Origin of the sequence: Streptomyces daqingensis (assembly GCF_014645895.1) — a bacterium.
GTDB classification, from domain to species: Bacteria; Actinomycetota; Actinomycetes; order Streptomycetales; family Streptomycetaceae; genus Streptomyces; species Streptomyces daqingensis.
In genome coordinates, this window is record NZ_BMMP01000007.1 from 211,240 (window position 1) to 233,889 (window position 22,650).

Sequence of the window (22,650 nt, forward strand, 5' to 3'; positions counted from 1 at the left end):
GCGTGCGGCTCCCCGGGGGTTGGGAAAGCGGAGCGGATGCGCGGTGTCCCGGCACCGTACGGCACCTCGCCGCGCGGGGCGGCCCGGGCCGGAAGCGGACGCCGCGGGGACGGTGCGGCCGGCGACGGGCGGCCGGTGTGAGGCGGCGCCGGTGTACGGGCCGTCGTGGCGTCAGCCGGTCCCGTGGGGGCGCCGTTCCGCCGTGGGCGGCGGCGCGGTCACCGAGCACGTGGCGCAGACCGCGTCCACCGAGTCGGGCGCCGGCGCCGTGGCCCGTACCGCCGTCAGCGCCACCACCGCCGCGACGAGCAGGAGCCCCGCGCAGCTGATCATCGCGCCCTGGAAGGCGGCGTCGACGTCGGCCGGAGACCGGTACTCGTCACCCGAGAGGCCCACGATCGCGGGGATCGCCGCGACGGAGACGAGCCCGCCGGTACGGGCTGCCGCGTTGTTGACGCCGCTCGCCGTGCCCGCGCGGGCGACGGGGACGGAGTCCAGCACGGTCGCCGTCAGCGGCGCGACCAGCAGCGTCATGCCGGCGCCGAGAGCGATGCCCGCGGGCAGCACGTCCGTGAAGTACGAGGCGTCCGGTCCGATGCGCAGCATCAGCAGCACGCCCGCGGCGGCGATCACGGGACCGGCGGTCAGCGGGATGTGCGGCCCGATCCGGCTGCCCAGCCGCGCCGCCCGGCTGGAGAAGGCCAGCATCAGCAGCGTGAGGGGCAGCAGCGCCAGCCCGGCCAGCAGGGGCGAGAAGCCGGACGTGGTCTGCAACTGCAGCACGAGGAAGAACGAGACCGCGGACAGGGCCCCGTAGATGAGGACTGTGACGGTGTTCGTCGTCGAGAACAACCGTGACGAGAAGAGCGACAGCGGCATCATCGGGCGGGGGGAACGCCGTTCCGTCCTGATGAACGCGATGCCGAGGACGACGGCGGCGGCACCCGTGGCGACCGAGGTCGCGGGCTGGGTGGAGGCCGCCGTGAGGGCGTAGGTGAGCGAGCCCAGGCTCAGCGCGGCGAGCACCGCGCCCGGGACGTCGAACCGTCCGCTCGCCGTCTCGTCCCGAGTCTCCGGGACGTGGCGCGCGGCGATCAGCACCGTCAGCACCGCCGGCGGCACGTTGATGAGGAAGACCCAGCGCCAGCCCGGTCCGCCGACCAGCCACCCGCCGAGCAGCGGGCCGACGGCTCCGGCGACGCCGCCCAGTCCCGCCCACGTACCCACGGCGGGAGCGCGGTCGGCCGGCCGGAAGACGGCCTGGATGATCGCGAGCGAGCCCGGCGACAGCAGCGCACCCCCGACCCCCTGCAGCGCACGCGCCCCGATGAGCATCTCCGCGTTCACCGCGAGGCCGCACAGCGCCGAGGAGACCGCGAACCACAGCACGCCCACCACGAAGACGCGGCGGCGCCCGTACCTGTCGCCGAGGGAACCGCCCAGCAGGATCAGCCCCGCGAGCGTGAGGAGATAGGCGTTCACCGCCCACTGGAGACCGGCGAGGCTGGCGTCCAGGTCCTTGCCGATACGGGGGAGCGCGACGTTCACCACCGTGCCGTCCAGCAGCACCATGCTGGAGCCGAGGACGGTGGCGAACAGCACCCAGCGCCCCGTGGCACCGGACATGGGGACCTCACCTGCGCGCGCAGCGTTCATGGCTCAATCCTGCGGTGGGACGGCCGGGGGCGCCCGGGAGCGCGCCGCGGCGCGAGCCCTGACGGCACCGCCGCTGTTCCGCGCACATGCCGAACCCCGCGGGCGTCGTCATCATGGAGAGAGCAGCACGGCTGTTCCCCGGGCGGCGTCAGGAGCCTCCTGGCTCCCCCGGACCCTCCCGCGGAGCGCCCGTCCCTCAGCGCGTCGGCGCTGCAAGGCGGCGCAGAGCGCCACCGCGACGCGCCGCTGCACATCTCCCGCCGGCTCGCGCTCCGGGGCGCCGAGCGCCGCCGGCGGGGAGCACGCGCCGCACTCCAGCGAACTCCACCGCAGTACAGGAGAGGAAGGGGGACGGACGCCATGGAGCTCTTTTCGCCCCTGCCGCTCGCCGAATGGCGGGACACCAAGGAGACCCTGCACCGCTTCGAGCAGCTGATCGGCAAGATCCGGCTCACCTCCAGCCCCAGGCGCAACCACTGGTGGCACGTGCCGTTCCACGTGACGGGACGCGGCATCACCACCCGACCGATGGGGCAGTCCGACGGCAACCCCGTCTTCACCATCGACTTCGACTTCGTCGACCACCAGCTCGTCGTGACGACGCTCGACGGGACCGCGGTGTCCTTCCCGCTCCTCGGACAGTCGGTGGCCTCCTTCCGGGAGCACACCCTCGCGACGCTCGCGGACCTCGGCGTCCACGCGGAGATCCCCCACCCCGAGCCCTTCGACCTGCCGGACTCCTCCCGGCCCTTCTCACGCGACACCGAGCACGCCACGTACGACCCCGAGCACGCGAACCGCTACTGGCAGATCCTCAGCCAGGTGGCGCTCGTGCTGGAGGAGTTCGCCGCCGGCTTCTCCGGCAAGAGCAGCGCGGTGCACCACTTCTGGCACACGTTCGACATCGCGCACACCCGCTTCTCGGGGCGCCACGTCGAGCAGTCGCCGCAGACCGACCCCGTGACGCGGGAGGCGTACTCGGAGGAGGTGACGAGTTTCGGCTTCTGGTTCGGTGACGAGAAGCTCCCCGAACCCGCGTTCTACGCCTACGCCGCCCCCGAACCCCCGGGCCTGGAGCAGGAGCGGCTCAGCCCGTCGCAGGCACGCTGGGCCGCCCAGAACGGAGGGCACCTGGCGCTGCTCATGTACGACGACGCACGCGCCCAGCCCGATCCCCGTTCCGCGGTGCTGGACTTCTACGGCAGCGCCTACCGGGCGGCGGCCGTACGCGCCGACTGGGACGTCGACTACTTCGCGAGCCCGCACGGCGTGACGGACCGGCAGCTGCTCAGCCCGCACGGCTGAGGCAGGACGTCCGGGCCTGGGCCGTGCCCGTCGCGGGCGGGGTCCGGGCCCGAAGTCTCAGGGGGCCAGTCTCAAGGGGCCGGTCCGGACCGCTCGGTCCGGACCGGCCCCTTGAGCGCCATGACCGTCAGGGTCAGTGCAGCTGCCGCTGCCAGTCGGCGGGCACCTTGCCCGCCGGGCCGGGTGTCGGCTGGGAGACCGGGTGCGAGGTGGGCGGCGCCAGGGCGGGTCCTGCGAGGACCTGTTCCGTCTCCGCGTTCCAGTACCAGTCCTCCCCCGGCTCGAAGCTGGTCAGGTACGGATGTCCCGCGTCGAGCGCGTGCCTGGTGGCGTGCTGGCCGGGGGACGAGTCGCAGCATCCGACGTGCCCGCACGCGGCGCAGCGCCGCAGGTGGAACCACCAGCCGGGACCGTCGCCCGCGGAGCACTCCACGCAGCCCGGGCCGCTGGGGGCGGCACTCGGATCGATGTTGGGAACCTGGTTCTGTGCCATGGGGGCAGCTCCTCTCCTCGCTTGTCCGGGGGCCGGAGCGGGTGCCGGGACCCCCGCGTGGACGCCTGCACCGGGGCGGGCCGAGGCGGCACCGTGCCCGGGCCGCTGTCACACGTTCGGCTGACAGGGGCCCACCGCGGCCGGCACCGCTCTCGCCCGCGGCGTACGGACCCGTCGGTGCGCCTAGGGGCTGTCTGACAAATGGCGCCGTTCGCCCGGAGGGCGGGGCTCGCGTCGTCTGGTGCGTGCGGATGCAAGGCGGAGGTCCGTCCTCGTAGTGGGCTACTCGGTCGGTCCGACAACGCAGCAGACGTGCGTGCCAGGCGGCGCGAGCCAGGCGGGATTTGTCAGACAACTCCTAGGGCAGCAGCCCGCCGTGTGCCATGCCGAGGTAGAAGCCGAAGGCGGCTCCGACCAACCCGATGATCAACGCGAACCGCTCACCCGTCGACGCCGAGATGAACTGCCCGAACGCACCGGTCAGGACGCCCACCAGCCCCGTCCACGCGCTGAGCACGTGCAGGCCCGGCCACATCGCCGTCAGGAACGCGACGACGCCGAGCAGCAGCGTCGCCGCCGCGAAGCTGTTCTCGAGGGGATGGGCCCTGCGGTCGGCGCGGAGCATCGAGATCGGGTTGTGCCGTACTGCCTGCGCCATGGAGCACCTCCTGCAGAGGGCGGCCTCGGCGGAGTCCGGGTGACGCCGCTCACACCGTTGCGTCCAGATTGCGGCGACTTGCCCCCGGATTTCAACCGGAAGGCCGAAGCCGGGTAGGCTGAACGGTCTGCACACACGCCTGCGGGTGTCCGTGCAGAACGCATCACGACCCTCCTGCCACGGAACGACCGTGGCCGCGAGTCCAGAGGAGGTGGGTTCCACATGCGTCACTACGAGGTGATGGTGATCCTCGACCCCGATCTCGAGGAGCGCGCGATCTCGCCGCTGATCGAGAACTTCCTGTCCGTCGTCCGCGAGGGCCAGGGCAAGGTCGAGAAGGTCGACACCTGGGGCCGTCGCCGGCTCTCCTACGAGATCAACAAGAAGCCTGAGGGCATCTACTCGGTCATCGACCTGCAGGCCGAGCCTGCAACCGTCAAGGAGCTCGACCGTCAGATGAATCTGAACGAGTCGGTTCTGCGGACCAAGGTCCTCCGCCCCGCCGCCCACTGAGCACCAGCTCACCGAGGCGAACGGGCCGGACAACCGAGTAGCAGCAGTACGCCATCGAGCCACTGAAGCCACCGAAGCCCCAAGCAGCCAGCAGTACCCGCCGAGAGGTTCATCATGGCAGGCGAGACCGTCATCACGGTCGTCGGCAATCTGGTCGACGACCCCGAGCTGCGCTTCACCCCCTCGGGTGCGGCGGTCGCGAAGTTCCGCGTCGCGTCCACTCCCCGCACCTTCGACCGGCAGACCAACGAGTGGAAGGACGGCGAGAGCCTGTTCCTGACGTGCTCGGTCTGGCGGCAGGCGGCGGAGAACGTCGCCGAGTCCCTCACCAAGGGGACGCGCGTCATCGTGCAGGGCCGCCTCAAGCAGCGCTCGTACGAGGACCGCGAGGGCATCAAGCGCACGGTCTACGAACTGGACGTCGACGAGGTCGGCGCCAGCCTCCGCAACGCCACGGCCAAGGTCACCAAGACCAGCGGCCGGGGTGCTCAGGGCGGCGGTTTCGGCGGTGGCGGCGGCCAGGGTGGCGGCGGCTGGGGCGGAGGCCAGGGCGGCCAGCAGGGCGGAGGGGCACCCGCGGGCGATCCGTGGGCGACCGGTGCTCCGGCCGGCGGCGGTCAGGGCGGCTCCGGCGGAAGCTGGGGCGGCGGCTCCGGCGGCGGCTACTCGGACGAGCCCCCCTTCTGACCGTCACGCGCGAGCGTGCGGCCGGAGGCGGGCCCGACAGTCACACACTTCTTGAAAATCAACGGAGAGAGACATGGCGAAGCCGCCTGCTCGCAAGCCGAAGAAGAAGGTTTGCGTGTTCTGCAAGGAGAAGATCTCCTACGTGGACTACAAGGACACGAACCTGCTGCGGAAGTTCATTTCCGACCGCGGCAAGATCCGTGCCCGCCGGGTCACCGGCAACTGCACCCAGCACCAGCGTGACGTCGCGACGGCCGTGAAGAACAGCCGTGAGATGGCGCTGCTGCCCTACACCTCGACCGCTCGATAAGGGAAGGGTGACCGACAGATGAAGATCATCCTTACCAACGAGGTCTCCGGTCTCGGTGCCGCGGGCGACGTCGTGGAGGTCCGCGACGGGTACGCCCGCAACTACCTGGTCCCGCGCGGTGTCGCCATCCGCTGGACCAAGGGCCGTGAGAAGGACGTCGAGCAGATCCGCCGCGCTCGCAAGATCCACGAGATCGCGACGATCGAACAGGCCAACGAGGTCAAGGCCCGGCTCGAGGGCGTCAACGTGCGCCTGAAGGTGCGCGCCGGCGACCAGGGCCGTCTGTTCGGCTCCGTCACCCCGGCCGACATCGCCGCCGCCGTGAAGGAAGCTGGCGGCCCCGAGATCGACAAGCGCCGCATCGAGGTGGGCTCGCCCATCAAGACGCTCGGCGCCCACCAGATCTCGGTGCGCCTGCACGCCGAGGTGCTGGCGAAGGTCGACGTCGAGGTCGTCGCGGCCTGATCAGCAGCACAGCACAGGGCCGCATCCCGTTCGGCGGGGTGCGGCCCTTCTGTCTGCCGTGACGTGAGGGCGGCGGCGCTTCCACGGCGCGGCGGCGGCGCCTCGGCCGGTGCCTCGGGCCGCGTCCCGTTCCGTCAGGTCCGGACGGCGCCCGTCACCACCCACCGTCCCGACCTGGCCCGCAGCCACAGCGTCACGAGCCTGACGCTCATCATCAACCCGGCGATCGTCCACCACAGTTCGGTCAGACCGCCGCCCCAGTGGGGCAGCAGCAACGCCACGGGAGCGAAGGCGGCGAGCGTCACCAGCATCGCCCCGGCCAGATACGGCCCGTCCCCCGCGCCCATCAGGACCCCGTCCAGTACGAAGACCACTCCGGCCACCGGCTGGGTCACCGCCACAACGAGCAGCGCGGGCGTCAGCGCGTCGATCACCGTGCCGTCCGAGGTGAAGAGCGGCATGAACACCGGACGGGCCGCAGCGACGAGCAGCCCCAGCACGACCCCCGCGACGACGCCCCACTGCACCATCCGCCTGCACGCCGCCCGCGCGCCCTCCTCGTCGCCCGACCCCAGGTAGCGCCCGATGATGGCCTGCCCCGCGATGGCGATGGCGTCCAGCGCGAAGGCGAGCAACGACCAGAGAGTCAACGCGATCTGATGGGCCGCGATGTCTGCGTCGCCGAGCCGTGCCGCCACAGCCGTGGCGATCATCAGCACGGCGCGCAGCGACAGGGTGCGGATCAGCAGCGGCGCCCCCGCCTGTGCGCACTGCCGGATGCCCGCCGCGTCCGGCCGCAGCGACGCCCCGTGCCGGCGCGCGCCCCGCACCACGACGAACAGGTACACCGCGGCCATCGCCCACTGCGCCAGCACGGTTCCCCACGCCGATCCGGCGATGCCCAGCCCGAACCCGTAGACGAAGACGAGGTTGAGGACGGCGTTCGCGGAGAAGCCCCCGACCGCCACGTACAGCGGCGTCCTGGTGTCCTGCAGTCCGCGCAGCACTCCGGTGGCGGCGAGCACGACGAGCATGGCGGGGATGCCGAGTGAGCTGACGCGCAGGTACGTCACGGCGTGGGGTGCCGCCGTCGACGAGGCCCCGAACAGGTCGACGAGCGCGGGCGCGCCCGGCAGAACCGCCACGACGACCGCCGCGCCCAGCAGCAGCGCCAGCCAGATGCCGTCCATACCCTGGCGGATCGCGGCGGGGAGGTCGTCCGCACCGACGCGGCGTGCGACGGCGGCGGTGGTCGCGTAGGCGAGGAAGACGAAGATGTTCACGCCGGTCTGGAGCAGCGCTGCGGCGACCCCGAGTCCGGCGAGTTGGGGTGTGCCCAGGTGCCCGACGATGGCGCTGTCCACCATGACGAAGAGCGGTTCGGCGACGAGCGCGCCGAACGCGGGGAGGGCGAGCGAGACGATCTCGCGGTCGTGACGGCGCATGGCCGCGCGCCGTTCGGCGGCGGTGCCCTGCCGCCCCTCGGGGTGCTTCGGGCCGGACCCGGAGCCGGAGGGCGGGCCGGACGTGGAAGGGGAAGCGGGGCTGTCGGGCATGGGTTCGATCCAAACATCCACAGGTAATGACTGCAAGTGGCTGTCGTCTATTACTTCTGTGCGGTGGGAGTAAGGGGCGGGCACCTGTACGCCGCCCCGTGTAACGATCTCGCGCCTGAGGGCAGATTTTTTCGCGCACACAGGCGGTGGATGTCATCGCAGCAGGTCAGGGCATGGGTGAGCCGGAGCAGCCGCACTTCTCCACAAGCCTGTCCCCCGAGCCGTACACAGCTTTGGCGGCCTTCTCCACAGGAAGTGCCACATCATCCACACCCCCCTGTGGATAACCAGATTGGCTGACGTCCCGGGCGGCCATAACGTAGTGCAGCGCCCGCCCCAGCAGCCCTCATCGACACCCATGGCCTCGACGCGCCGTAAGCGGAGCCGGGCGGCCATTGTCAGAGCTGTGCCGTAAGAAAGAGAGGCACTGCGGCGAGGTCCGGTCATGCACGAACGCCGGACGGGGAGGAGGTGCCCGGGTGACCCAGCAACCCGAGCACGTCGAGGACGTCTGGGCGGCCGACTCCCAGGCCCGGAGCGTCCAACAGGCCCACCCCGGCGAGCGGTTCCCCGTCGCGCGGCAGCGCAGCGGAGGCTCGGGCGGAGGCCGCGAGGCCGGCCACGCGGAACAGCACGACCGCGGTGCCGACGCCGCCGCGCCGGTCGCCGCATCCTTCGAACGCGTGCCTCCGCAGGACCTCGAAGCCGAACAGTCCGTCCTCGGCGGCATGTTGCTCTCCAAGGACGCCATCGCCGACGTCGTCGAGGTGCTCAAGGGCCACGACTTCTACCGTCCCGCGCACGAACTCGTCTACCAGGCCGTCCTCGACCTGTACGCGAAGGGCGAGCCCGCCGACCCCATCACCGTCACCGCCGAACTCACGCGCCGGGGCGAGATCGGCCGCGTCGGCGGGCCCGGCTACGTCCACTCGCTGGTGCAGACGGTGCCGACGGCGGCCAACGCCGAGTACTACGCGGAGATCGTCCACGAGCGGGCGATCCTGCGCCGCCTCGTCGAAGCCGGCACCCGCATCACGCAGATGGGGTACGCCGCCGACGGCGACGTCGACGACATCGTCAACTCCGCGCAGTCGGAGATCTACCAGGTCACGGAGGCCCGTACCTCCGAGGACTACCTCCCGCTCGGCGACATCATGGAGGGCGCGCTCGACGAGATCGAGGCGATCGGCTCCCGCAGCGGCCAGATGACGGGTGTGCCGACGGGCTTCACCGACCTGGACTCCCTGACGAACGGCCTGCACCCCGGCCAGATGATCGTCATCGCGGCCCGTCCCGCCATGGGAAAGGCACTCGCGCTCGACACCCCGCTCCCCACCCCCGACGGGTGGACGACCATGGGGGAGGTGCAGGCCGGAGACCTGCTCCTCGGCGCCGACGGGAAGCCCACCCGTGTCATCGCCGCCACCGACGTCATGCGTGACCGGCCGTGCTACCGGATGACGTTCGACGACGGCACGACCGTGGTCGCGGACGCCGACCACCTGTGGCTCACCGAGACCCGCGCCTCTCACGGATCGGCACAGCAGGCCGCCGCGAGGACCACGAAGGAGATCGCGGCGACAGTACGCGCCACCTCCGACGAATGCGTGAACCACTCCGTACGCACCGCCGCACCGCTCGAACTGACGGAACGTGACCTGCCCGTACCGCCCTACACGCTGGGCGTCCGGCTCGCAGGCGGAACCGGCGACGCGGCCGCGGCCTACGACCTCGCGGCCGTCGGCCAACTCGGCTGCTCCGAGGGCGCCGAGAGACACGGCAGCCTGCCCGCCCCCCTCCACGAGGCGGGAGCACTGGGGAACGGGCACATCCCGGTCGAGTACCTGCGGGCGTCCGCCGCCCAGCGGCGGGCACTGCTCGCCGGTCTCCTCGACACCGCGGGGACGGTGGACCCGGCCGGGTCCGTGGAGTTCGCGGTGGACGACCGGGCGCTCGCCGACGGGTTCCGCGAACTCGTCCTGAGCCTCGGATACCTGTGCGGGATGAGGGAGACGCGCATCGAGAACGCGTCGGAAGAGCCGTCGACCTGTTACACCGTCACCTTCACCACCGACGACGAGGTCTTCCGGTCGCGCGGCAAGCAGCAGGCGCACCGGCGGCGGCGCCCGGCCACGCCAGAGCTGACGCGGCGGTACATCACGGACGTGGAGGAGACCGGTTCCGTCCCGGTCCGCTGCGTGGAGGTCGACAACCCCGCACACCTCTACCTCGCGACCCGGTCCATGATCCCCACCCACAACTCCACCCTCGCCCTCGACTTCGCGCGGGCCTGCTCGATCCGGCACAACATGCCCAGCGTGATCTTCTCGCTGGAGATGGGGCGCAACGAGATCGCGATGCGGCTGCTGTCGGCCGAGGCCCGGGTGGCGCTCCACCACATGCGGTCGGGGTCGATGACGGACGAGGACTGGACGCGGCTCGCCCGGCAGATGCCCGGCGTGACGGAGGCACCGCTCTACATCGACGACTCGCCCAACCTGTCGATGATGGAGATCCGGGCCAAGTGCCGCCGCCTGAAGCAGCGGAACGACCTGAAGCTCGTCGTGATCGACTACCTCCAGCTGATGCAGACGGGCAGCTCGCGGCGCCCGGAGAGCCGCCAGCAGGAGGTCTCGGAGATGTCCCGCAACCTCAAGCTGCTCGCGAAGGAGCTGGAGCTCCCGGTCATCGCGCTCTCCCAGCTCAACCGAGGGCCCGAGCAGCGTACGGACAAGAAGCCGATGGTGTCCGACCTGCGCGAATCGGGCTGCATGACCGCTGACACGACTCTGCTCCGCGCCGACACGGGGGCGCCCGTCACGTTCGCCGAACTGATGAAGGACGGGTACGAGGGCGTGCTCGTGTGGTCGCTGGACGACCGCCGCCGCCTGGTGCCGGCTCCCGTCACGAACGTCTTCTCCTCCGGCACGAAACGGGTCTACCGGCTGCGTCTCGCGTCGGGCCGTGAGGTCAAGGCCACCAGCAACCACCCGTTCCTCACCTTCGACGGATGGACCCCGCTGGGGGATCTCGCGGTCGGATCCCGGGTCGCCGTCCCCCGCCGCACCCCGCAGCCCGTCGCAGGCGCGTCCGGGGAAGGCGTGATCCGGTGCGCCGAGGCCCCGACCTCCGAAACTCTGCACGGTGCGGCCACCGACGACGTGTTCTGGGACCGGGTGGTGGAGATCGAGCCGCTCGGTGACCAGCCGGTCTACGACGCCACGGTGAAGGGCACGCACAACTTCATCGCGGACGGCATCTTCGCGCACAACAGCATCGAGCAGGACGCCGACATGGTCGTGCTGTTGCACCGTGAGGACGCGTACGAGAAGGAGTCCCCCCGAGCGGGCGAGGCGGACTTGATCGTGGCCAAGCACAGGAACGGCCCGACGGCCACGATCACCGTCGCCTTCCAGGGCCACTACTCGCGCTTCGTGGACATGGCGCAGACGTAGCGGAGCGGAGCGGCTGCACGGGCTCGGACTCCGGGTCGGAAGCTCATGAGCGCCGGCCAAGCGATGGCGCTTGTGCCGTCGTGGTCATCATTTACCGGTGACCACATGGATGTGCTGCTACTGGGACGAGGAAGACACCTGGTTCTACTTCGAGGTCGACGCTGAGGACCGGGTGATCCGGCAGGTCGAACTCGAAGGGCCTGAGCTGACCCCGGTCGCGGCTGCCTCCCTCGCCGAGTGGCTGAGGGCCTGCGACACAGACCGCCTAGACGAGTACGACAGCAGGTTCGGGATCACCACGGACGTGCCCGTCTCCGAGTGGGAAGGCCACGATCCGGAGCAGCTGACCTCTGAAGAGTTCGAGGAGATCTGGAACTCCGCCCGTCGGGAGATCGCAGCCCGGCCGTCATGAGATCGGAGGGGTGGAGGAGGAACGACGAAGTCGTTGATCGTCGGCAGTGCCCGCGACTGCTGGTCCGCAGTTCGCCGGAAGTTGCACCGACGGCTCTCCGATCCGGTGGAGATCCAGCAGGGTTCCCGGCCGGGGGTTGTGCTGATGACGCCTGCTGTCCGCAGCGGCCGAATCGTTGCTCAGCATCTCGCCCGGGTTGAGTCCCTGCTCGGCAGCAGCCAGTGCCAGGGCCGCGGCCAGACTGCCGGCAGCCGCGAGATCCGGATGGAGATCACGGTCGGCGAGAATGGGTTCGTGTCGAGAGGGGCGCGGGGCGTTCGAGGTCAACGCAGGAGTCTGCCGTCTGCGTTGAGGAGATGGCCACCCCGGTAGAGAACCTGTCGGGCGGCGCGACAGTTCGACGGAAGGGTGGGGAAGTTGGCTCTGAACAAGAAGGGTTCCCGGCGCATAACTGTCGACGGGGTCGAGTATCGCTGGCGAATCCGGAGGAAGCCCTCCTACATGCAGGGACTCTGCTGGACGCCTATGACCTATGCGGTCGAAGCGGCCGACGGCAACGAGTCGGGCAGGACCTTGATCGTCACTAGTAGCCATGCCCATCCCAGTAACTGGGCGGGTGCCAAGGCAGTGCCCATCCGCCCAGCCCACGTCGCTTCCAGCATCCGAGAAGCGCGGAACCGTGGCTGGGAACCGACGAGGGCCGGGGCTCCTTTTCAGCTCGACCGATCGTCAGGGTTCATCGCCCAGCCATGAGACAAGGCGAAGAAGGGCAGTCCATCTCGCCCGAACTGCCCCGGAGGCTCCAGACGTGGTTCGCCGAGCACGAGGAACGCTTGCAATCCTGCGGAATCACGGGTGCCGTCCAGCCGTCGCCCGAGGACGGCCGAACCAAGACCAGCACCTGGATGACGCTCGAAAACGATGAGCACGTCGCCGTGCTCATCGTCTGGAGCAGTGGGGAAGCCGAACTTGAGTACGGGGACGTGAAAACAGGCCAGGTCCGACAGCAGCACCGGGATCTCCGTACCTTCCAGGACATCCTCGACGCCATCGAGACCATCCGTGAATGGATTGCGTAAAGGGTGATCCGAAGCACGGTGGCTCGCCCCTGCCTGCCTCCAGGTTGGCTCGTTCGGCCGCGGTTCAGATCGTCAGGACCCGGCGTCCCCGGGCGTGGCCCGCTTGGCTGTCGGTGTGGGCCGCGGCGGCGTCGGCGAGCGTGTACGTCTTCTCGACCGGGATGTGGAGTTCGCCCCGCGTGATGAGGCGGGCGGTTTCGGCGAGGGCGTCCGGCATGCTTCCGGCCGCGCCGGAGAACCGGACACCGAGGTCCGGCGCGCGCAGGTCGGCGATGGAGACCACCTTCCCCGGATCCCCCGTCAGCTCGACGAGTTCGCGGATCACGCCGGAGCCGGCAAGGTCGAGGGCGGCGTCGACCTGGCCGAGCCGCCGCACCCGTTCGACCCAGCCGCGGCCGTAGGTCGTGGCGGCGGCGCCCAGGCTGTGCAGGTAGTCCTGGTTCGCGGGCCCGGCGACGCCGATCACGGCGATCCCCTCGTGGCGGGCGACTTGCAGCACAGCTGATCCGACGCCGCCTGAGGCGCCGCTGACCAGCAGCGTCTGCCCGGGCCGTACGCCGACTTCGCGGATGACGCGCAGCGCGGTCTCCATCACCGAGGGGTAGCCGGCCGCCTCCTCGAACGTCAGGTCCGCGGGCATGCGGGCCCAGGCGGAGAGCACGGCGAACTCGGCGTAGGTGTCCGATCCTTCGCCGAACACGTGGTCACCGGTCTCGATCCCTTCGACGTCCTCGCCGACCTCGTCCACCACTCCGGCGGCGTCCAGGCCGACTCCGGACGGCAGTTCGATCGGATGTGCCGCCAGTAACTGGCCTTCACGGATCCTCCAGTCGACGGGGTTCACGCCCGCCGCCCGTACGGCGACGCGTACTTGGCCCGGGCCCGCGTGGGGTTCCTCGGCGTCGATGAGGCGCAGGACGTCCGGGCCGCCGAACCTGGCGAAGCTCACTTTTCTCATGCCGGAGACGTTAACACTAACGGTTAGTGTTTTGGAACTGGTTCACTTTCGTATCTGCTAGTGTCATGCCATGACCGTGCCGACGACCGGACGCCGTGAGCGGAAGAAGGCCGCCACCCGCCAGAAGATCGCTGACACCGCCCTGCGGCTCTTCCTGGAGCGGGGGTACGGCTCGGTGGGGATCCGGGACGTTGCCGCCGAGGCCGACGTCGCCGTCACCACGCTCTTCTCCCACTTCGCCTCGAAAGAGGCCCTGGTGTTCGAGCGGGACGACGACTTCGAGCAGCGCCTCACGCAGGCAGCCACCGGGCGGGCACCGGACGAGCCCCTCATCCCGGCGCTGCGCCGCGAGATTCACGCCCTGGTGCGGCACTGCACGGCCGAGAGCGCCGCCCCGGTCTGGCGCATGATCGAGGAGTCCCCCGCCCTGCGGGAGTACGAGGAGTCGATGCGGCTGCGCCACGCGCAGTCGCTCGCGGAGGCCCTCGCCGCCGCCACCGACGTGCCCCAGAGCGTGACGGCCTGCCGCACGCTCGCGAGGTTCGTGATCGACGCTTACGCGCTGGCCCGCGAAGCAACCGACCCGCAGGCCGCGGTGGATGAGATCTTCGAGATGATCGAGGCCGCCTGGCAGGTCACCTGCCCGTCCGTGAGCGGCCGTCAGGGCCCCGCAGGACGCGGCGGCCCGCAGCCTGGGTGAAGCAGATTCCGTGCCCCGCGATCCGAAGAAGCCCCGCCGGCTGAGCGTCGGCGGACGTTCGTACCTGTGGACGCTCCGCCACAGCCACCGCGTGCTGGACGACGGCCGGCGCGTGGACTGCCGCCAGACCCTCAGGCTCTACCCGCAGCCGGCCGGCGCCGGCGGTCCGTTGCGCATCGTCTTCGCCGGGGGCCCCGGACGGGCGGTCCCGGGCGGGTCTCCCATGGGCTCCGGGGACGTGGGGTGCGACCGGGACGGCTTCCTCAACCTTCATGAACCGGGCGCCGTACGGGCCCTGCTCGACGCGGCGACGGAACGCGGGTGGCAGCCGGAGGAGGGGCGGGCGACGGAGTTCGACGGCTGGCCTCTGCTGGAGGACGTCGCCGCCGCACGGTCAGGGAACGCCCGTCCGCCTGCTGAGGCAGGCAACGACGGGGAGGCGACGCGAAGTTGAGGCGCCCGGTCTCCGGGGGTGCCGCAGGAGATCGGGACGCCGCAGGTCACGGAGGGGGCGACGGGGGTGGCCGGCGCCCCACACATGGAGTCGCGGTGTCCCCGGAGCTTTGGGCGGCCGGCGGGCCCGCACCGGCTCAGGCGGAGCGGACGGGCCGTCCCGCGGCTGCCGGGCGCGGGGGCCAGGCGTGGGGGGCGAGGATGCCGAGGACGTAGGCGCGGGCGACGAGCGCGGGTCTGGTCGGGGCGTGAAGGAGATCGCGGAGCCGGCTGAGGTGGTAGTCGACGGCCTGCCGGGAGAGCTTCAGCGAGGTGGCGATCTCGCCGTTGGTGCTTCCCTCGGCGAGCAGGGACAGTATGCGGATCTGCGCGGCGGTGAGCGGCGGGTGCCCTTCGTGGGCGAGGCTCTGGTGGGTGACGACGGCCCACACGTGTGAGGCGCGGCCCGCTGAGGTGGTCACGGCGGCCAGATGGAGCCGCGCGCGGCGCTGGTTCCCCTGGGCGTCGAGGAGCACGGCGGAGGTCTCCGCCCGTCTGATGCGGCGGGATATCAACCCCTCCCACGCGTGGCGGAGTTGGTGCAGTTCGGCCGTGGCGGCGAGCAGGGTGTGCGCGCGGCGGCCGACGAGGTCGGAGAGGCGCGTCCGGAAGAGTTCGGCGGCGGCCGTACCGGCCTGTTCGATGCGCCCGCCGGCGGAGAGCAGCGCGCACGGCAGGCCGCTGTGGTCGCGCAGCGCCCTCAGGCTCTCCTCGGCTTCGCGGCGCTGGTTCATGGCGCGGGTGTGTTCGGTGATGTCGACGTAGATCCCGGCCACGCAGGTCCGGCCGTTCTCCTCGACGGGGAAGCGGTGCCCGGCCGCCTGCCCGGTGCTGCCGTCGGACCGGTGGTAGGTCAGGGTGTGGCGGACCGGCTTGCCGCGGCTGAGGATCTCCTGATCGAGGGCGCGGAACTGGGCGGCGTCGGAGGGGGAGTCGTGGTCTTCGATGCGGCTGCCGGCGATCCGTTCCGGCGTCGTGCCGTAGAGGTGGGCGTACGCGTGGTTGGCCCACAGGTAGAGCCCTTCGCTGTCGCGGATGAAGGCCGCGGCGGGGGCGAAGTCGGCGACCTCCGCGAAGGCGGCGTACCGGCGTCCGTTGACGGGCCGCGCCTGTGCCTCGACGGCGAGTCCGCAGGTGCGTCCAGGGTCGCGGCTGCCGTTCGGGGGGAGCCGCACCTCGAACGTCCGGCCGTCGAACTGGACGAGGCAGTGGCCGTCTTGGGCGGCGTGCCCCGGCGACGTCATCTGCTGGCGAAGGCGGTCGAGGAAGCGCTGCGCGGTGGCGAGATCGCCGAAGGCGCCGCCGCCCCTCTCCAGGAGGTGCCACTGCTCGTCGGCCTCCCACCAGGACACGGGGAGGTGCTCTAGCAGTGCTCTGAGCCCGGAGTCATCCACAGCGGCCTTTCGGTTCCGTCTCCCGCCGGACGGCGGGGGTTCCCCGCGATGCCTATCCCGGGTGCGTGCCGCTCATGCCCGGTTCCCGGCAGGCTGCGAAGTGTGACCTGATCGCGAGCGAGGCGCGCCATATGTGATCACGGAACCTTCACCGTTGCTCGACGAGGTCTGCAACTTTGGCATTTGCCTGAGAGGCGCCGGGCGGCCGCGGCGATTCCGGGACGCGGGGTCTGATTCCCTTGTGTGTGCCGTCAGTTACGCCCCGTGTTCTACGCGGGTTGCGCCGTCGTGTGCCCTGCCGGGCCCGGACGCGCGGAGGGCGGGCGGCAGGCAGCCGGCCGGGCGATCGCCCGCGACCCGGACAGGACGAAGCGAGGGGAGTCGAACTTCAGTGAGCACGGTGCTGTTGGTGCACGCCAAGGGCGGTCCGCCGATCGGTCACGTTCTGTCCCGTACGGCTGCGAGAGCGGAGGTGCATCTGCTGGCGCTCAGCGAGCTGCCGGCGGCCGTGGCCTCCCACGCCGCGAACCTGTGCGCCTCCGTCACGGTTCCCGCGGAGGAGGAGCGGCGCGACTTGGTCTCGCTGATCGTCCGGCGAGCCGGGGACGTCGGCGCCGGCGCCGTGCTCACGTTCTCCGAGTACGCGGTCGTGGCCGTCGCCGAGGCCTGCGACGCGCTCGGCCTCGCGGGGGCGGGGAGTGCCGCCGCGCTCGCCCGCGACAAGCGGATGATGCGGGAGACCTGGCGCCGGCACGGCCTGCCGCAGCCGGAGTTCCGCCCCGTCGCGACGCGGACGGATCTCCACGAGGCCGCGGACGCCCTGCCCGTCCCCATGCTGCTGAAGGCCGCCTGGAGCGCGGGCTCCACCGCCCACCAGATCATCGGCTCTCCCGGCGAGGCCGAGGCGGCGTGGCGGCGCTCGCGAGAAGTGATGGCCGCCTCCGCCCGGTTGGGCTTCGCCGAACTCCATGTCGCCGAGGCGGACGCGCACTTCGTGGTCGAGCAGATCGTGACCGGCGATGCCGGGGAGTGGTTCGACGAGCCCGGCTGGGGCGACTACGTCAGCGTCGAGGGCGTGGTGGCGGACGGCGTCTTCCACCCGGTCTGCGTCAGCGGCCGGATGCCCACGGTGGAGCCGTTCACCGAACGCGCCAGCATCACGCCCGCGTTGCTTCCCGCCGGGCTCCAGGACCGGGTCGTGGACCTCGCCCGTCAGGCAGTCGACGCTCTCGGGTTGCGCGACTGCGGCACCCACACCGAGATCAAGCTCGGTGCGGGCGGGCGCATGTGGCTGATCGAGACGGCCGCACGGTTCGGCGGGGCGATGACCGTCCCGCAGATCGAGGAGGTCTTCCGGCTCGACCTCGTCGGGATGCTCGTGGACCACCTGCTGGGCCGTCCGGTCGCCTGGCCCGAGCGGGCCCTCGGGCCGGAGCAGGCACGGGGCGCGGCGGGGTCCCTCGTCGTCCTCGCGGTGGACGGCGACGGTGCCGCCTGGCGCGACCGCAGGGTCTGGGACTTCCCGGCGGTGAAGGAGGCCGTCGCACTGAGCGAGGGCAGCGACCTCTCGGTGGTACCGGAGAGTTCGCTGCCGGACGGAGCGGAGGTGCCGGTCTACGACCCCGACGGCGGAGCGAACACGATGGCGGCACTGTGCCTGCTGTCCGCGGCCGACGCGCGCACGGTGATCCGCGACTTCACGACTCTGGTGGACGCCCTGCCCTCGGTGCTGCCGCCTGCCGCGCCGGTGCCGTCGGCCGCTGCGAAGACCGCGCTCGCCGCGCCCGCGGTGCACAAGCCCGTGGCCGCTGCGCAGAAGGCCGCGCCCGCGGTGCAGAAGCCCGTGCTCACCGTGCCCGCCGTGCGGAAGCCCGCCCCCGCCGCTCCCGAGGAGGTCCCCGCATGAGCACCGCCACGCTCTCCACCGGAGCTCCGGAACCCCTGACCGACCGCACGGTCGTCGGCGAGAACCTGTCGCTGCCGCTGTTCCGCACGCTCTCCGGCGTCCTGGCCGGGCACCCCTACCTCAAGGTCGTCGTCGACCGCGCCGAGAACACCTGGCACCTGCTCGACACGGCCGCGCACCCCTTCCACGTCAACTACATAGCGACGCGCGTCCTCGGCATGGACCTCGCCGAACTCGACGCGTCCCTCGACGAGTTCAACGCCTCCGTCTACATGGACCCCGGACGCCGCTTCCTGCTCGGAGTGCTGTCCCTGCACACCGAGCCGGGGGAAGAGGGCCGCGAGCGTACGTTCCTGGTGCTGGAGACCACCGAGGCCGACACCATGCACGGGGAACTGCTCGAGTTCTTCTACGACTTCGTACGCGAGCGCGTCGACGGCAGGCTGCCGCTCCGGCTCAAGCCCGCGAACCACGGCCAGGAGGAGGAGCTGGCCGGGGTGAGCGAGCAGCGGGTCCCGCGCGTCCTCAGCCACGAGCTCTTCGGCAACCGGACCAGGACGCCCCTCAACACCGGGGACGCCACGGGCCGGCTGCGCTGCTTCCGGACGGTGGAGGAGTACGAGGCGGCGGCCGCGGGACTCGGCTGGTCCGACATCGTCGCCATGCCCTGCCTGCCGGACGACGTGCAGCGCGTGGCCGGATTCGTCAACACCGCGCCCATCACGCCGCTCTCCCACACCAACGTGCTCGCGACGGGCTGGGGCATACCCAACGCGATCGTCCGCGACCTGGACGGGCTCGTCGAGGAGGACGGACTGGACGGCGCCTGGGTCCGCTACCGGGTACGCGAGGACGAGGTCACGCTGGAGCGGCTGGACGAGGCTCCCGAATTGCGGGCCCCGGCCTGGCACCAGCAGCGCATCCGGCTGGAGCCGCCGCTGCTGGAGGACTCGCCCGTGCTCTCCCTGCACCGGCTGCGCAGCGCGGACCGGGACCGCTACGGCACGAAGGCCGCAAACCTCGGGGAGCTGCACCACGTCCTCGACAGCCGCTCCGCCGACCTCACCGCGTTCTACGGGCGCCCGCGCCCGCCGCGGGAGGACCTGTACGGGCATCTCGCGGCCCGGCTCGGCCTGCGCTCGCCCTCCGCCGAGGAACTCCGGGCGGCCGCCACGTCGTTCGTGGCGGACACGGTCGAGGCGCCCGACGGGGTGGCTCTGCCCTTCTCCCTGCAGCACCGCTTCCTCACCTCGTCCCCGGCTCTCCAGCAGGGCATCGGCAAGCTGAAGATGGCGCTCGAACTCGGCGCGGACGACGTGATCGACTCGCTCTGCCTCCAGCTCCAGCACCTCGTCCGGCACACGCCGATGCCCGACTCGGTCGCCGGGGAGATCGCCCGCGCCTTCCCCGCACCGCTCGCGGACGGCGACCGACTCGTCGTGCGCTCCTCCTCCAACGCCGAGGACCTGCCCGGGTTCTCCGCCGCCGGGCTCTACGACTCCGTCACCACGGTCCGCGACGCCGGTGAACTGCCCGACGCCGTACGGCAGGTGTGGGCGTCGCTGCTCTCGCCGCGCAGTGTGCGCCTCCGCCATCAGGTGGGGATCAGCCTGGACGACACGTACATGGGTGTGATCGTCCAGGCGTACGTGCCCGCGGCGCTCGGCGGTGTGATGGTGACCTGCGACCCGACCCGGCGCGAGGACTTCCGCAACGTCTACCTCAACTGCTCGCCCGGCTCGCCCGAGCAGGTCGTCGAGGGTGCGGTCCTGCCGCAGCAGTACCTGTACAACACCGTCGAGGGAGGCGGACGCACCGTCGCCCTCGGCACGTGGAGCGAGGGACTGCCCGCCGCCACGCGGGCCCGGCTCGCGGACCTGTCGCTGACGGGGCGGCTGCTGCAGTCCCACTTCAGCGCACCCGACGTGGACGAGCCGCTGGACATCGAGTGGCTGCTGACCGGCGAGGGCGACTTCCGGCTGGTCCAGATCCGCCCGTACGCGCTGTGAGCGGCCGTCCCCCGCGCCCGCGCTCCTCCGCGCGGCCCGCGGCCACTCCGCTGACGGCCACCGCCCGCCGCATCGTCCGGCTCAACTACGGCTTCCAGCTGCTGTTCAACCTGCTGTGGTGGATGCCGGTCTTCTACGCGTACCAGAAGGACGCCGGACTCTCCGACGGGCAGATCTTCGGCATCCAGAGCATCTACTACGTCGCCTTCTGCCTCTTCGAGATCCCGACGGGGCTGATCGCCGACCGCATCGGCACCCGCAACTGCCTGCGTGCGGGCGCCGTCGTGATGACGGCGGCGAACCTCGCGCCGGTGTTCAGCGCCTCCTACACCGGGTTCCTCGTCCACTTCCTCGCCATCGCGGCCGGCCGCTCGCTCACTTCGGGTGCGGCCAGCGCCTACCTGTACGACGGGCTGCGCGCCGAACGGTGCGACGAGCACTATCTGAAGGCGGAGGGCACGGCGCGGGCGCTCGGACTCGCCGCGAAGGTCCTGTGCTGGCCGCTGGTCGGGCCGCTGATGGCTCTCGCCCATCCCGCTCCGTACGTCCTGAGCGCCGTGAGCGCGGCGGGCTCCCTGGCCTGCGCCGTCGCCCTGCCCCGGCTCGCGGGCCCGCCGGCGGAGGCCGGAACGTCTCCGTCCGGCCGGAAGGGGAGGCCGTCGGCCGGGAAGGCTTCCGGGACGGGCGGCCGCGGCCGCAGCACCTCGCTGGGCGACGCCCGGGCCGCGCTGCGGTGCATCGCGTCGTCGCCGTGGCTGGCGCTGGTGATGGTGCAGGGGGTCGCGGTCTTCACGCTCTCCCGGATCTGCCAGGTCAACCTCTTCCAGCCGATCCTGCTCGACCACGGCATCGCCGAGGCGTCGCACGGCGGGATCCTCGCCGCCATGACGGTGGCGGAGGCCGTGGGTTCGGCGCGCCCCCAGTGGCTGGGGCGCCGTCTGACGCCGGTGGCCTGGGTGTCCGTCCTCAGCATCGCCCTCGCGGTCACGCTGGCGGGCATCACACTCGGCGGGCCCTGGACGGTGGTCGTCCTGCTCTGCCTGTTCGCGGCCGCGGCCGGCTTCGCCTATCCGGTGCAGCGCAAGCTGGTCAACGACGCCGTTCCCGCCCACGCTCCCCGGGCCACGGTGCTGTCCGTCGAGTCGATCGTGGACCGCGGGGTGTGCGCACTGGCCGCCGTCGCCGTGGGCGCCTACCTCTCAGCCGGACGCCTGGACGCCCTGCTCTGGCACAGCGCCCTGGCGACCGCGGTGCTGCTCGGCGTCTTCCAACTGGTCCTGCGCAGCGACGTGTTGCTGCGTGTTTCCGACGGCGGGCCGCGGGCGGCCGCCGCCCGGGAGCCGGACGGAGGCACCGTCCCCGGCACTCAGGCGGCCCCGGCTCCCGCGGCCGACCCGGCTGCTCCAGCGGCCCCGACGGCAGCGGACGCGCACCGCAACGCCGGCGTGTAGGACGGCCGCGCGCCCGTCCCGCAACGGGACGGGCGCGCAGCGGTGTTCGTCCGCGCTTCGCGTGTCCGGGGCCGCCGTGTCGCGTCAGGAGCCGTGCGCGAGGAGTTCGATCACGCGGGCCGGCAGGTAGGCGGGGCGGGAGGGCAACCCGGTCTGGTAGGCGAAGTAGCCGAGCGAGGCGGCGACTTCCGTCTCCTCGGCGGTCTCGGCCTCGTAGACGAGGCGGCAGCCGTTCGCGTTCTCCTTGGCGCGCTCCCACAGCGCGGGCGCCGGCTTGCGCTCCGCCTCGGTGCGGGGGGTGAGGATCCGGTCGCCGAAGTCCTCCCAGGCGAACGGCGCGGAGCCCTTCCAGGTCGAGTCGACCTCCTTCTTGAGCGCGGCGGCACGTTCGGCGTCCGTCTCGCCCCAGGAGGAAGGCACGTTGGTGATCAGCCCGACCTCGATGTTCCGTTCCCGCAACTCGCGCAGGTAGGCGGCCGCGCCCGGCATGTAGCCGGTGGTGGAGTCCTCGGCGGTGTGCACGAGGGTCTCGCCCAGGTCGAAGTAGACGACAGCGCAGCCGCGTTCGGCGTCCGCGTCCGCCTGGATCCCGGCTGCGGCGCCGTGCGCACCCTCCGCCGGCACGGCCGCACTCGCCGCGGTGGTCATCGCTGCGGACGCCGCCGCCGCGCCCAGCAGCGCGATGCTCGTACGGAAGATGCCGCGGAAGGCGGGTCTGTTCATGGCGTTCGGCGCCTTTCTCCTCGGCGCATCGCGGGGATGCGCGAATGTCCGGGGCATGACACACAAGGAGGGCGGAGTGCCCGCCAAGTCCCCTCATGCGCCTGGAAGAAGGCTCTTCCTGCCACCGCTCCCTCCGGCCATACCCCCGAACGGCGCCCACCACTCGGCCCGGGCGTCTGACGCCCCGCTCCGGCCGTCCCGCCGCCCGCGCAACCACCGGCGGTCCCCAGAGAGCGTCAAACCCCTTCCCTTCAGGGCAAGTTGGAGCATCCTTGAATCAGCGGCCGGCGACTGCGCCGGAACGCGACACGGGGCCGGAGGAGCGGGATGAAACGCGGCCGACAGGGTCTGTGCGGCAGTCCGCCCGATTTCGTCTTCTTCGCGTCCCGGGGCCGGGACCTGCGGCGGTTCATAGAGGCCGCGGGCGA

The 22,650-nt window shown here is 71.5% G+C and carries 21 protein-coding genes; 13 read left to right on the plus strand and 8 right to left on the minus strand.

The window, feature by feature from the left end; all coding sequences use genetic code 11:
* Positions 1-171: 171 nt before the first annotated feature.
* The gene (locus IEY56_RS12595) at positions 172-1,656 is read right to left on the minus strand and encodes a DHA2 family efflux MFS transporter permease subunit (protein ID WP_189037234.1); all 1,485 of its coding nucleotides are present in this window, start codon (positions 1,654-1,656) and stop codon (positions 172-174) included.
* Positions 1,657-2,016: 360 nt separating this feature from the next.
* Here IEY56_RS12595 and IEY56_RS12600 point away from each other — a divergent pair, with 360 nt between their 5' ends.
* The gene (locus IEY56_RS12600) at positions 2,017-2,961 is read left to right on the plus strand and encodes a DUF5996 family protein (protein WP_189037235.1); all 945 of its coding nucleotides are present in this window, start codon (positions 2,017-2,019) and stop codon (positions 2,959-2,961) included.
* A gap of 133 nt (positions 2,962-3,094) precedes the next feature.
* Here IEY56_RS12600 and IEY56_RS12605 read toward each other — a convergent pair whose 3' ends face one another.
* Together IEY56_RS12605 and IEY56_RS12610 are read right to left on the minus strand one after the other, a co-directional pair.
* A complete protein-coding gene (locus IEY56_RS12605; RefSeq protein ID WP_189037236.1) occupies positions 3,095-3,454 on the minus strand; it encodes a UBP-type zinc finger domain-containing protein in 360 nt (119 codons plus the stop codon).
* A gap of 358 nt (positions 3,455-3,812) precedes the next feature.
* Positions 3,813-4,112: a hypothetical protein gene (locus tag IEY56_RS12610; RefSeq protein WP_189037237.1), complete on the minus strand. Its 300-nt coding sequence runs from the start codon at positions 4,110-4,112 to the stop codon at positions 3,813-3,815.
* A gap of 222 nt (positions 4,113-4,334) precedes the next feature.
* On the opposite strand from IEY56_RS12610, the gene rpsF reads away from it, so the two are divergent.
* From rpsF to rplI, 4 genes are all read left to right on the plus strand, one after another.
* Positions 4,335-4,625, plus strand: a complete 291-nt coding sequence (gene rpsF, locus IEY56_RS12615; RefSeq protein WP_045863625.1) for a 30S ribosomal protein S6 — start codon at positions 4,335-4,337, stop codon at positions 4,623-4,625.
* 114 nt (positions 4,626-4,739) lie between these two features.
* Complete coding sequence (locus tag IEY56_RS12620) at positions 4,740-5,312, plus strand: single-stranded DNA-binding protein (protein ID WP_045863624.1); 573 nt, start codon at positions 4,740-4,742, stop codon at positions 5,310-5,312.
* Between the two features lie 73 nt (positions 5,313-5,385).
* The gene (gene rpsR / locus IEY56_RS12625) at positions 5,386-5,622 is read left to right on the plus strand and encodes a 30S ribosomal protein S18 (protein ID WP_003978893.1); all 237 of its coding nucleotides are present in this window, start codon (positions 5,386-5,388) and stop codon (positions 5,620-5,622) included.
* Between the two features lie 18 nt (positions 5,623-5,640).
* Positions 5,641-6,087, plus strand: coding sequence for a 50S ribosomal protein L9 (rplI, locus tag IEY56_RS12630; protein WP_045863623.1), 447 nt, complete (start codon positions 5,641-5,643; stop codon positions 6,085-6,087).
* 134 nt (positions 6,088-6,221) lie between these two features.
* Here the strand turns inward: rplI and IEY56_RS12635 are convergent, their stop codons facing one another.
* Entirely contained in the window at positions 6,222-7,532 is a 1,311-nt protein-coding gene (locus tag IEY56_RS12635) for an MATE family efflux transporter (RefSeq protein WP_189037338.1), read from the minus strand.
* Between the two features lie 590 nt (positions 7,533-8,122).
* Here IEY56_RS12635 and dnaB point away from each other — a divergent pair.
* Positions 8,123-11,098, plus strand: coding sequence for a replicative DNA helicase (gene dnaB / locus IEY56_RS12640; RefSeq protein WP_229711828.1), 2,976 nt, complete (start codon positions 8,123-8,125; stop codon positions 11,096-11,098).
* A 109-nt stretch (positions 11,099-11,207) separates the two neighbouring features.
* Positions 11,208-11,510, plus strand: coding sequence for a hypothetical protein (locus IEY56_RS12645; protein WP_229711851.1), 303 nt, complete (start codon positions 11,208-11,210; stop codon positions 11,508-11,510).
* Here IEY56_RS12645 and IEY56_RS12650 read toward each other — a convergent pair.
* Entirely contained in the window at positions 11,505-11,837 is a 333-nt protein-coding gene (locus IEY56_RS12650; protein ID WP_189037239.1) for a hypothetical protein, read from the minus strand. The two genes, IEY56_RS12645 and IEY56_RS12650, sit on opposite strands and share 6 nt — an antisense overlap.
* A 422-nt stretch (positions 11,838-12,259) precedes the next feature.
* On the opposite strand from IEY56_RS12650, the gene IEY56_RS12655 reads away from it, so the two are divergent.
* Positions 12,260-12,589: an immunity protein TriTu family protein gene (locus tag IEY56_RS12655; RefSeq protein ID WP_189037240.1), complete on the plus strand. Its 330-nt coding sequence runs from the start codon at positions 12,260-12,262 to the stop codon at positions 12,587-12,589.
* Positions 12,590-12,653: 64 nt separating this feature from the next.
* On the opposite strand, the gene IEY56_RS12660 is transcribed toward IEY56_RS12655, so the two are convergent.
* Positions 12,654-13,547, minus strand: a complete 894-nt coding sequence (locus tag IEY56_RS12660; RefSeq protein WP_189037241.1) for an NADP-dependent oxidoreductase — start codon at positions 13,545-13,547, stop codon at positions 12,654-12,656.
* 70 nt (positions 13,548-13,617) lie between these two features.
* Between IEY56_RS12660 and IEY56_RS12665 the strand changes: the two genes are divergently transcribed.
* Positions 13,618-14,247, plus strand: a complete 630-nt coding sequence (locus IEY56_RS12665; protein WP_189037242.1) for a TetR/AcrR family transcriptional regulator — start codon at positions 13,618-13,620, stop codon at positions 14,245-14,247.
* A gap of 10 nt (positions 14,248-14,257) precedes the next feature.
* The gene (locus tag IEY56_RS12670) at positions 14,258-14,701 is read left to right on the plus strand and encodes a hypothetical protein (protein WP_189037243.1); all 444 of its coding nucleotides are present in this window, start codon (positions 14,258-14,260) and stop codon (positions 14,699-14,701) included.
* A 136-nt stretch (positions 14,702-14,837) separates the two neighbouring features.
* On the opposite strand, the gene IEY56_RS12675 is transcribed toward IEY56_RS12670, so the two are convergent.
* Positions 14,838-16,091, minus strand: coding sequence for a PAS domain S-box protein (locus IEY56_RS12675; protein WP_229711830.1), 1,254 nt, complete (start codon positions 16,089-16,091; stop codon positions 14,838-14,840).
* A 433-nt stretch (positions 16,092-16,524) separates the two neighbouring features.
* Here IEY56_RS12675 and IEY56_RS12680 point away from each other — a divergent pair, with 433 nt between their 5' ends.
* Genes IEY56_RS12680 through IEY56_RS12690 form a run of 3 tightly spaced genes read left to right on the plus strand, consistent with a single transcriptional unit; the run spans position 16,525 to position 21,499 of the window.
* On the plus strand, positions 16,525-18,039 hold the full coding sequence (locus IEY56_RS12680; protein ID WP_229711831.1) for an ATP-grasp domain-containing protein: 1,515 nt from the start codon (positions 16,525-16,527) through the stop codon (positions 18,037-18,039).
* Complete coding sequence (locus IEY56_RS12685) at positions 18,036-20,048, plus strand: PEP/pyruvate-binding domain-containing protein (protein WP_189037245.1); 2,013 nt, start codon at positions 18,036-18,038, stop codon at positions 20,046-20,048. Before IEY56_RS12680 ends, IEY56_RS12685 begins: the two co-directional genes overlap by 4 nt.
* Entirely contained in the window at positions 20,045-21,499 is a 1,455-nt protein-coding gene (locus IEY56_RS12690; RefSeq protein WP_189037246.1) for an MFS transporter, read from the plus strand. Before IEY56_RS12685 ends, IEY56_RS12690 begins: the two co-directional genes overlap by 4 nt.
* 84 nt (positions 21,500-21,583) lie before the next feature.
* Here IEY56_RS12690 and IEY56_RS12695 read toward each other — a convergent pair whose 3' ends face one another.
* Complete coding sequence (locus tag IEY56_RS12695) at positions 21,584-22,222, minus strand: HAD family hydrolase (RefSeq protein WP_189037247.1); 639 nt, start codon at positions 22,220-22,222, stop codon at positions 21,584-21,586.
* Positions 22,223-22,650: the final 428 nt, after the last annotated feature.

Excerpts from the sequence above, each read along its gene's own strand:
- IEY56_RS12645 (WP_229711851.1), top strand. The coding sequence starts at position 11,208 with ATGTGCTGCTACTGGGACGAGGAAGACACCTGGTTCTACTTCGAGGTC.
- IEY56_RS12655 (WP_189037240.1), top strand. The coding sequence starts at position 12,260 with ATGAGACAAGGCGAAGAAGGGCAGTCCATCTCGCCCGAACTGCCCCGG.
- rpsF (WP_045863625.1), top strand. The coding sequence starts at position 4,335 with ATGCGTCACTACGAGGTGATGGTGATCCTCGACCCCGATCTCGAGGAG.
- IEY56_RS12685 (WP_189037245.1), top strand. The coding sequence starts at position 18,036 with ATGAGCACCGCCACGCTCTCCACCGGAGCTCCGGAACCCCTGACCGAC.
- IEY56_RS12595 (WP_189037234.1), bottom strand. The coding sequence starts at position 1,656 with ATGAACGCTGCGCGCGCAGGTGAGGTCCCCATGTCCGGTGCCACGGGG.
- IEY56_RS12620 (WP_045863624.1), top strand. The coding sequence starts at position 4,740 with ATGGCAGGCGAGACCGTCATCACGGTCGTCGGCAATCTGGTCGACGAC.
- IEY56_RS12660 (WP_189037241.1), bottom strand. The coding sequence starts at position 13,547 with ATGAGAAAAGTGAGCTTCGCCAGGTTCGGCGGCCCGGACGTCCTGCGC.
- IEY56_RS12605 (WP_189037236.1), bottom strand. The coding sequence starts at position 3,454 with ATGGCACAGAACCAGGTTCCCAACATCGATCCGAGTGCCGCCCCCAGC.
- rpsR (WP_003978893.1), top strand. The coding sequence starts at position 5,386 with ATGGCGAAGCCGCCTGCTCGCAAGCCGAAGAAGAAGGTTTGCGTGTTC.
- IEY56_RS12665 (WP_189037242.1), top strand. The coding sequence starts at position 13,618 with ATGACCGTGCCGACGACCGGACGCCGTGAGCGGAAGAAGGCCGCCACC.
- IEY56_RS12695 (WP_189037247.1), bottom strand. The coding sequence starts at position 22,222 with ATGAACAGACCCGCCTTCCGCGGCATCTTCCGTACGAGCATCGCGCTG.
- rplI (WP_045863623.1), top strand. The coding sequence starts at position 5,641 with ATGAAGATCATCCTTACCAACGAGGTCTCCGGTCTCGGTGCCGCGGGC.
- IEY56_RS12635 (WP_189037338.1), bottom strand. The coding sequence starts at position 7,532 with ATGCGCCGTCACGACCGCGAGATCGTCTCGCTCGCCCTCCCCGCGTTC.
- IEY56_RS12600 (WP_189037235.1), top strand. The coding sequence starts at position 2,017 with ATGGAGCTCTTTTCGCCCCTGCCGCTCGCCGAATGGCGGGACACCAAG.
- IEY56_RS12610 (WP_189037237.1), bottom strand. The coding sequence starts at position 4,112 with ATGGCGCAGGCAGTACGGCACAACCCGATCTCGATGCTCCGCGCCGAC.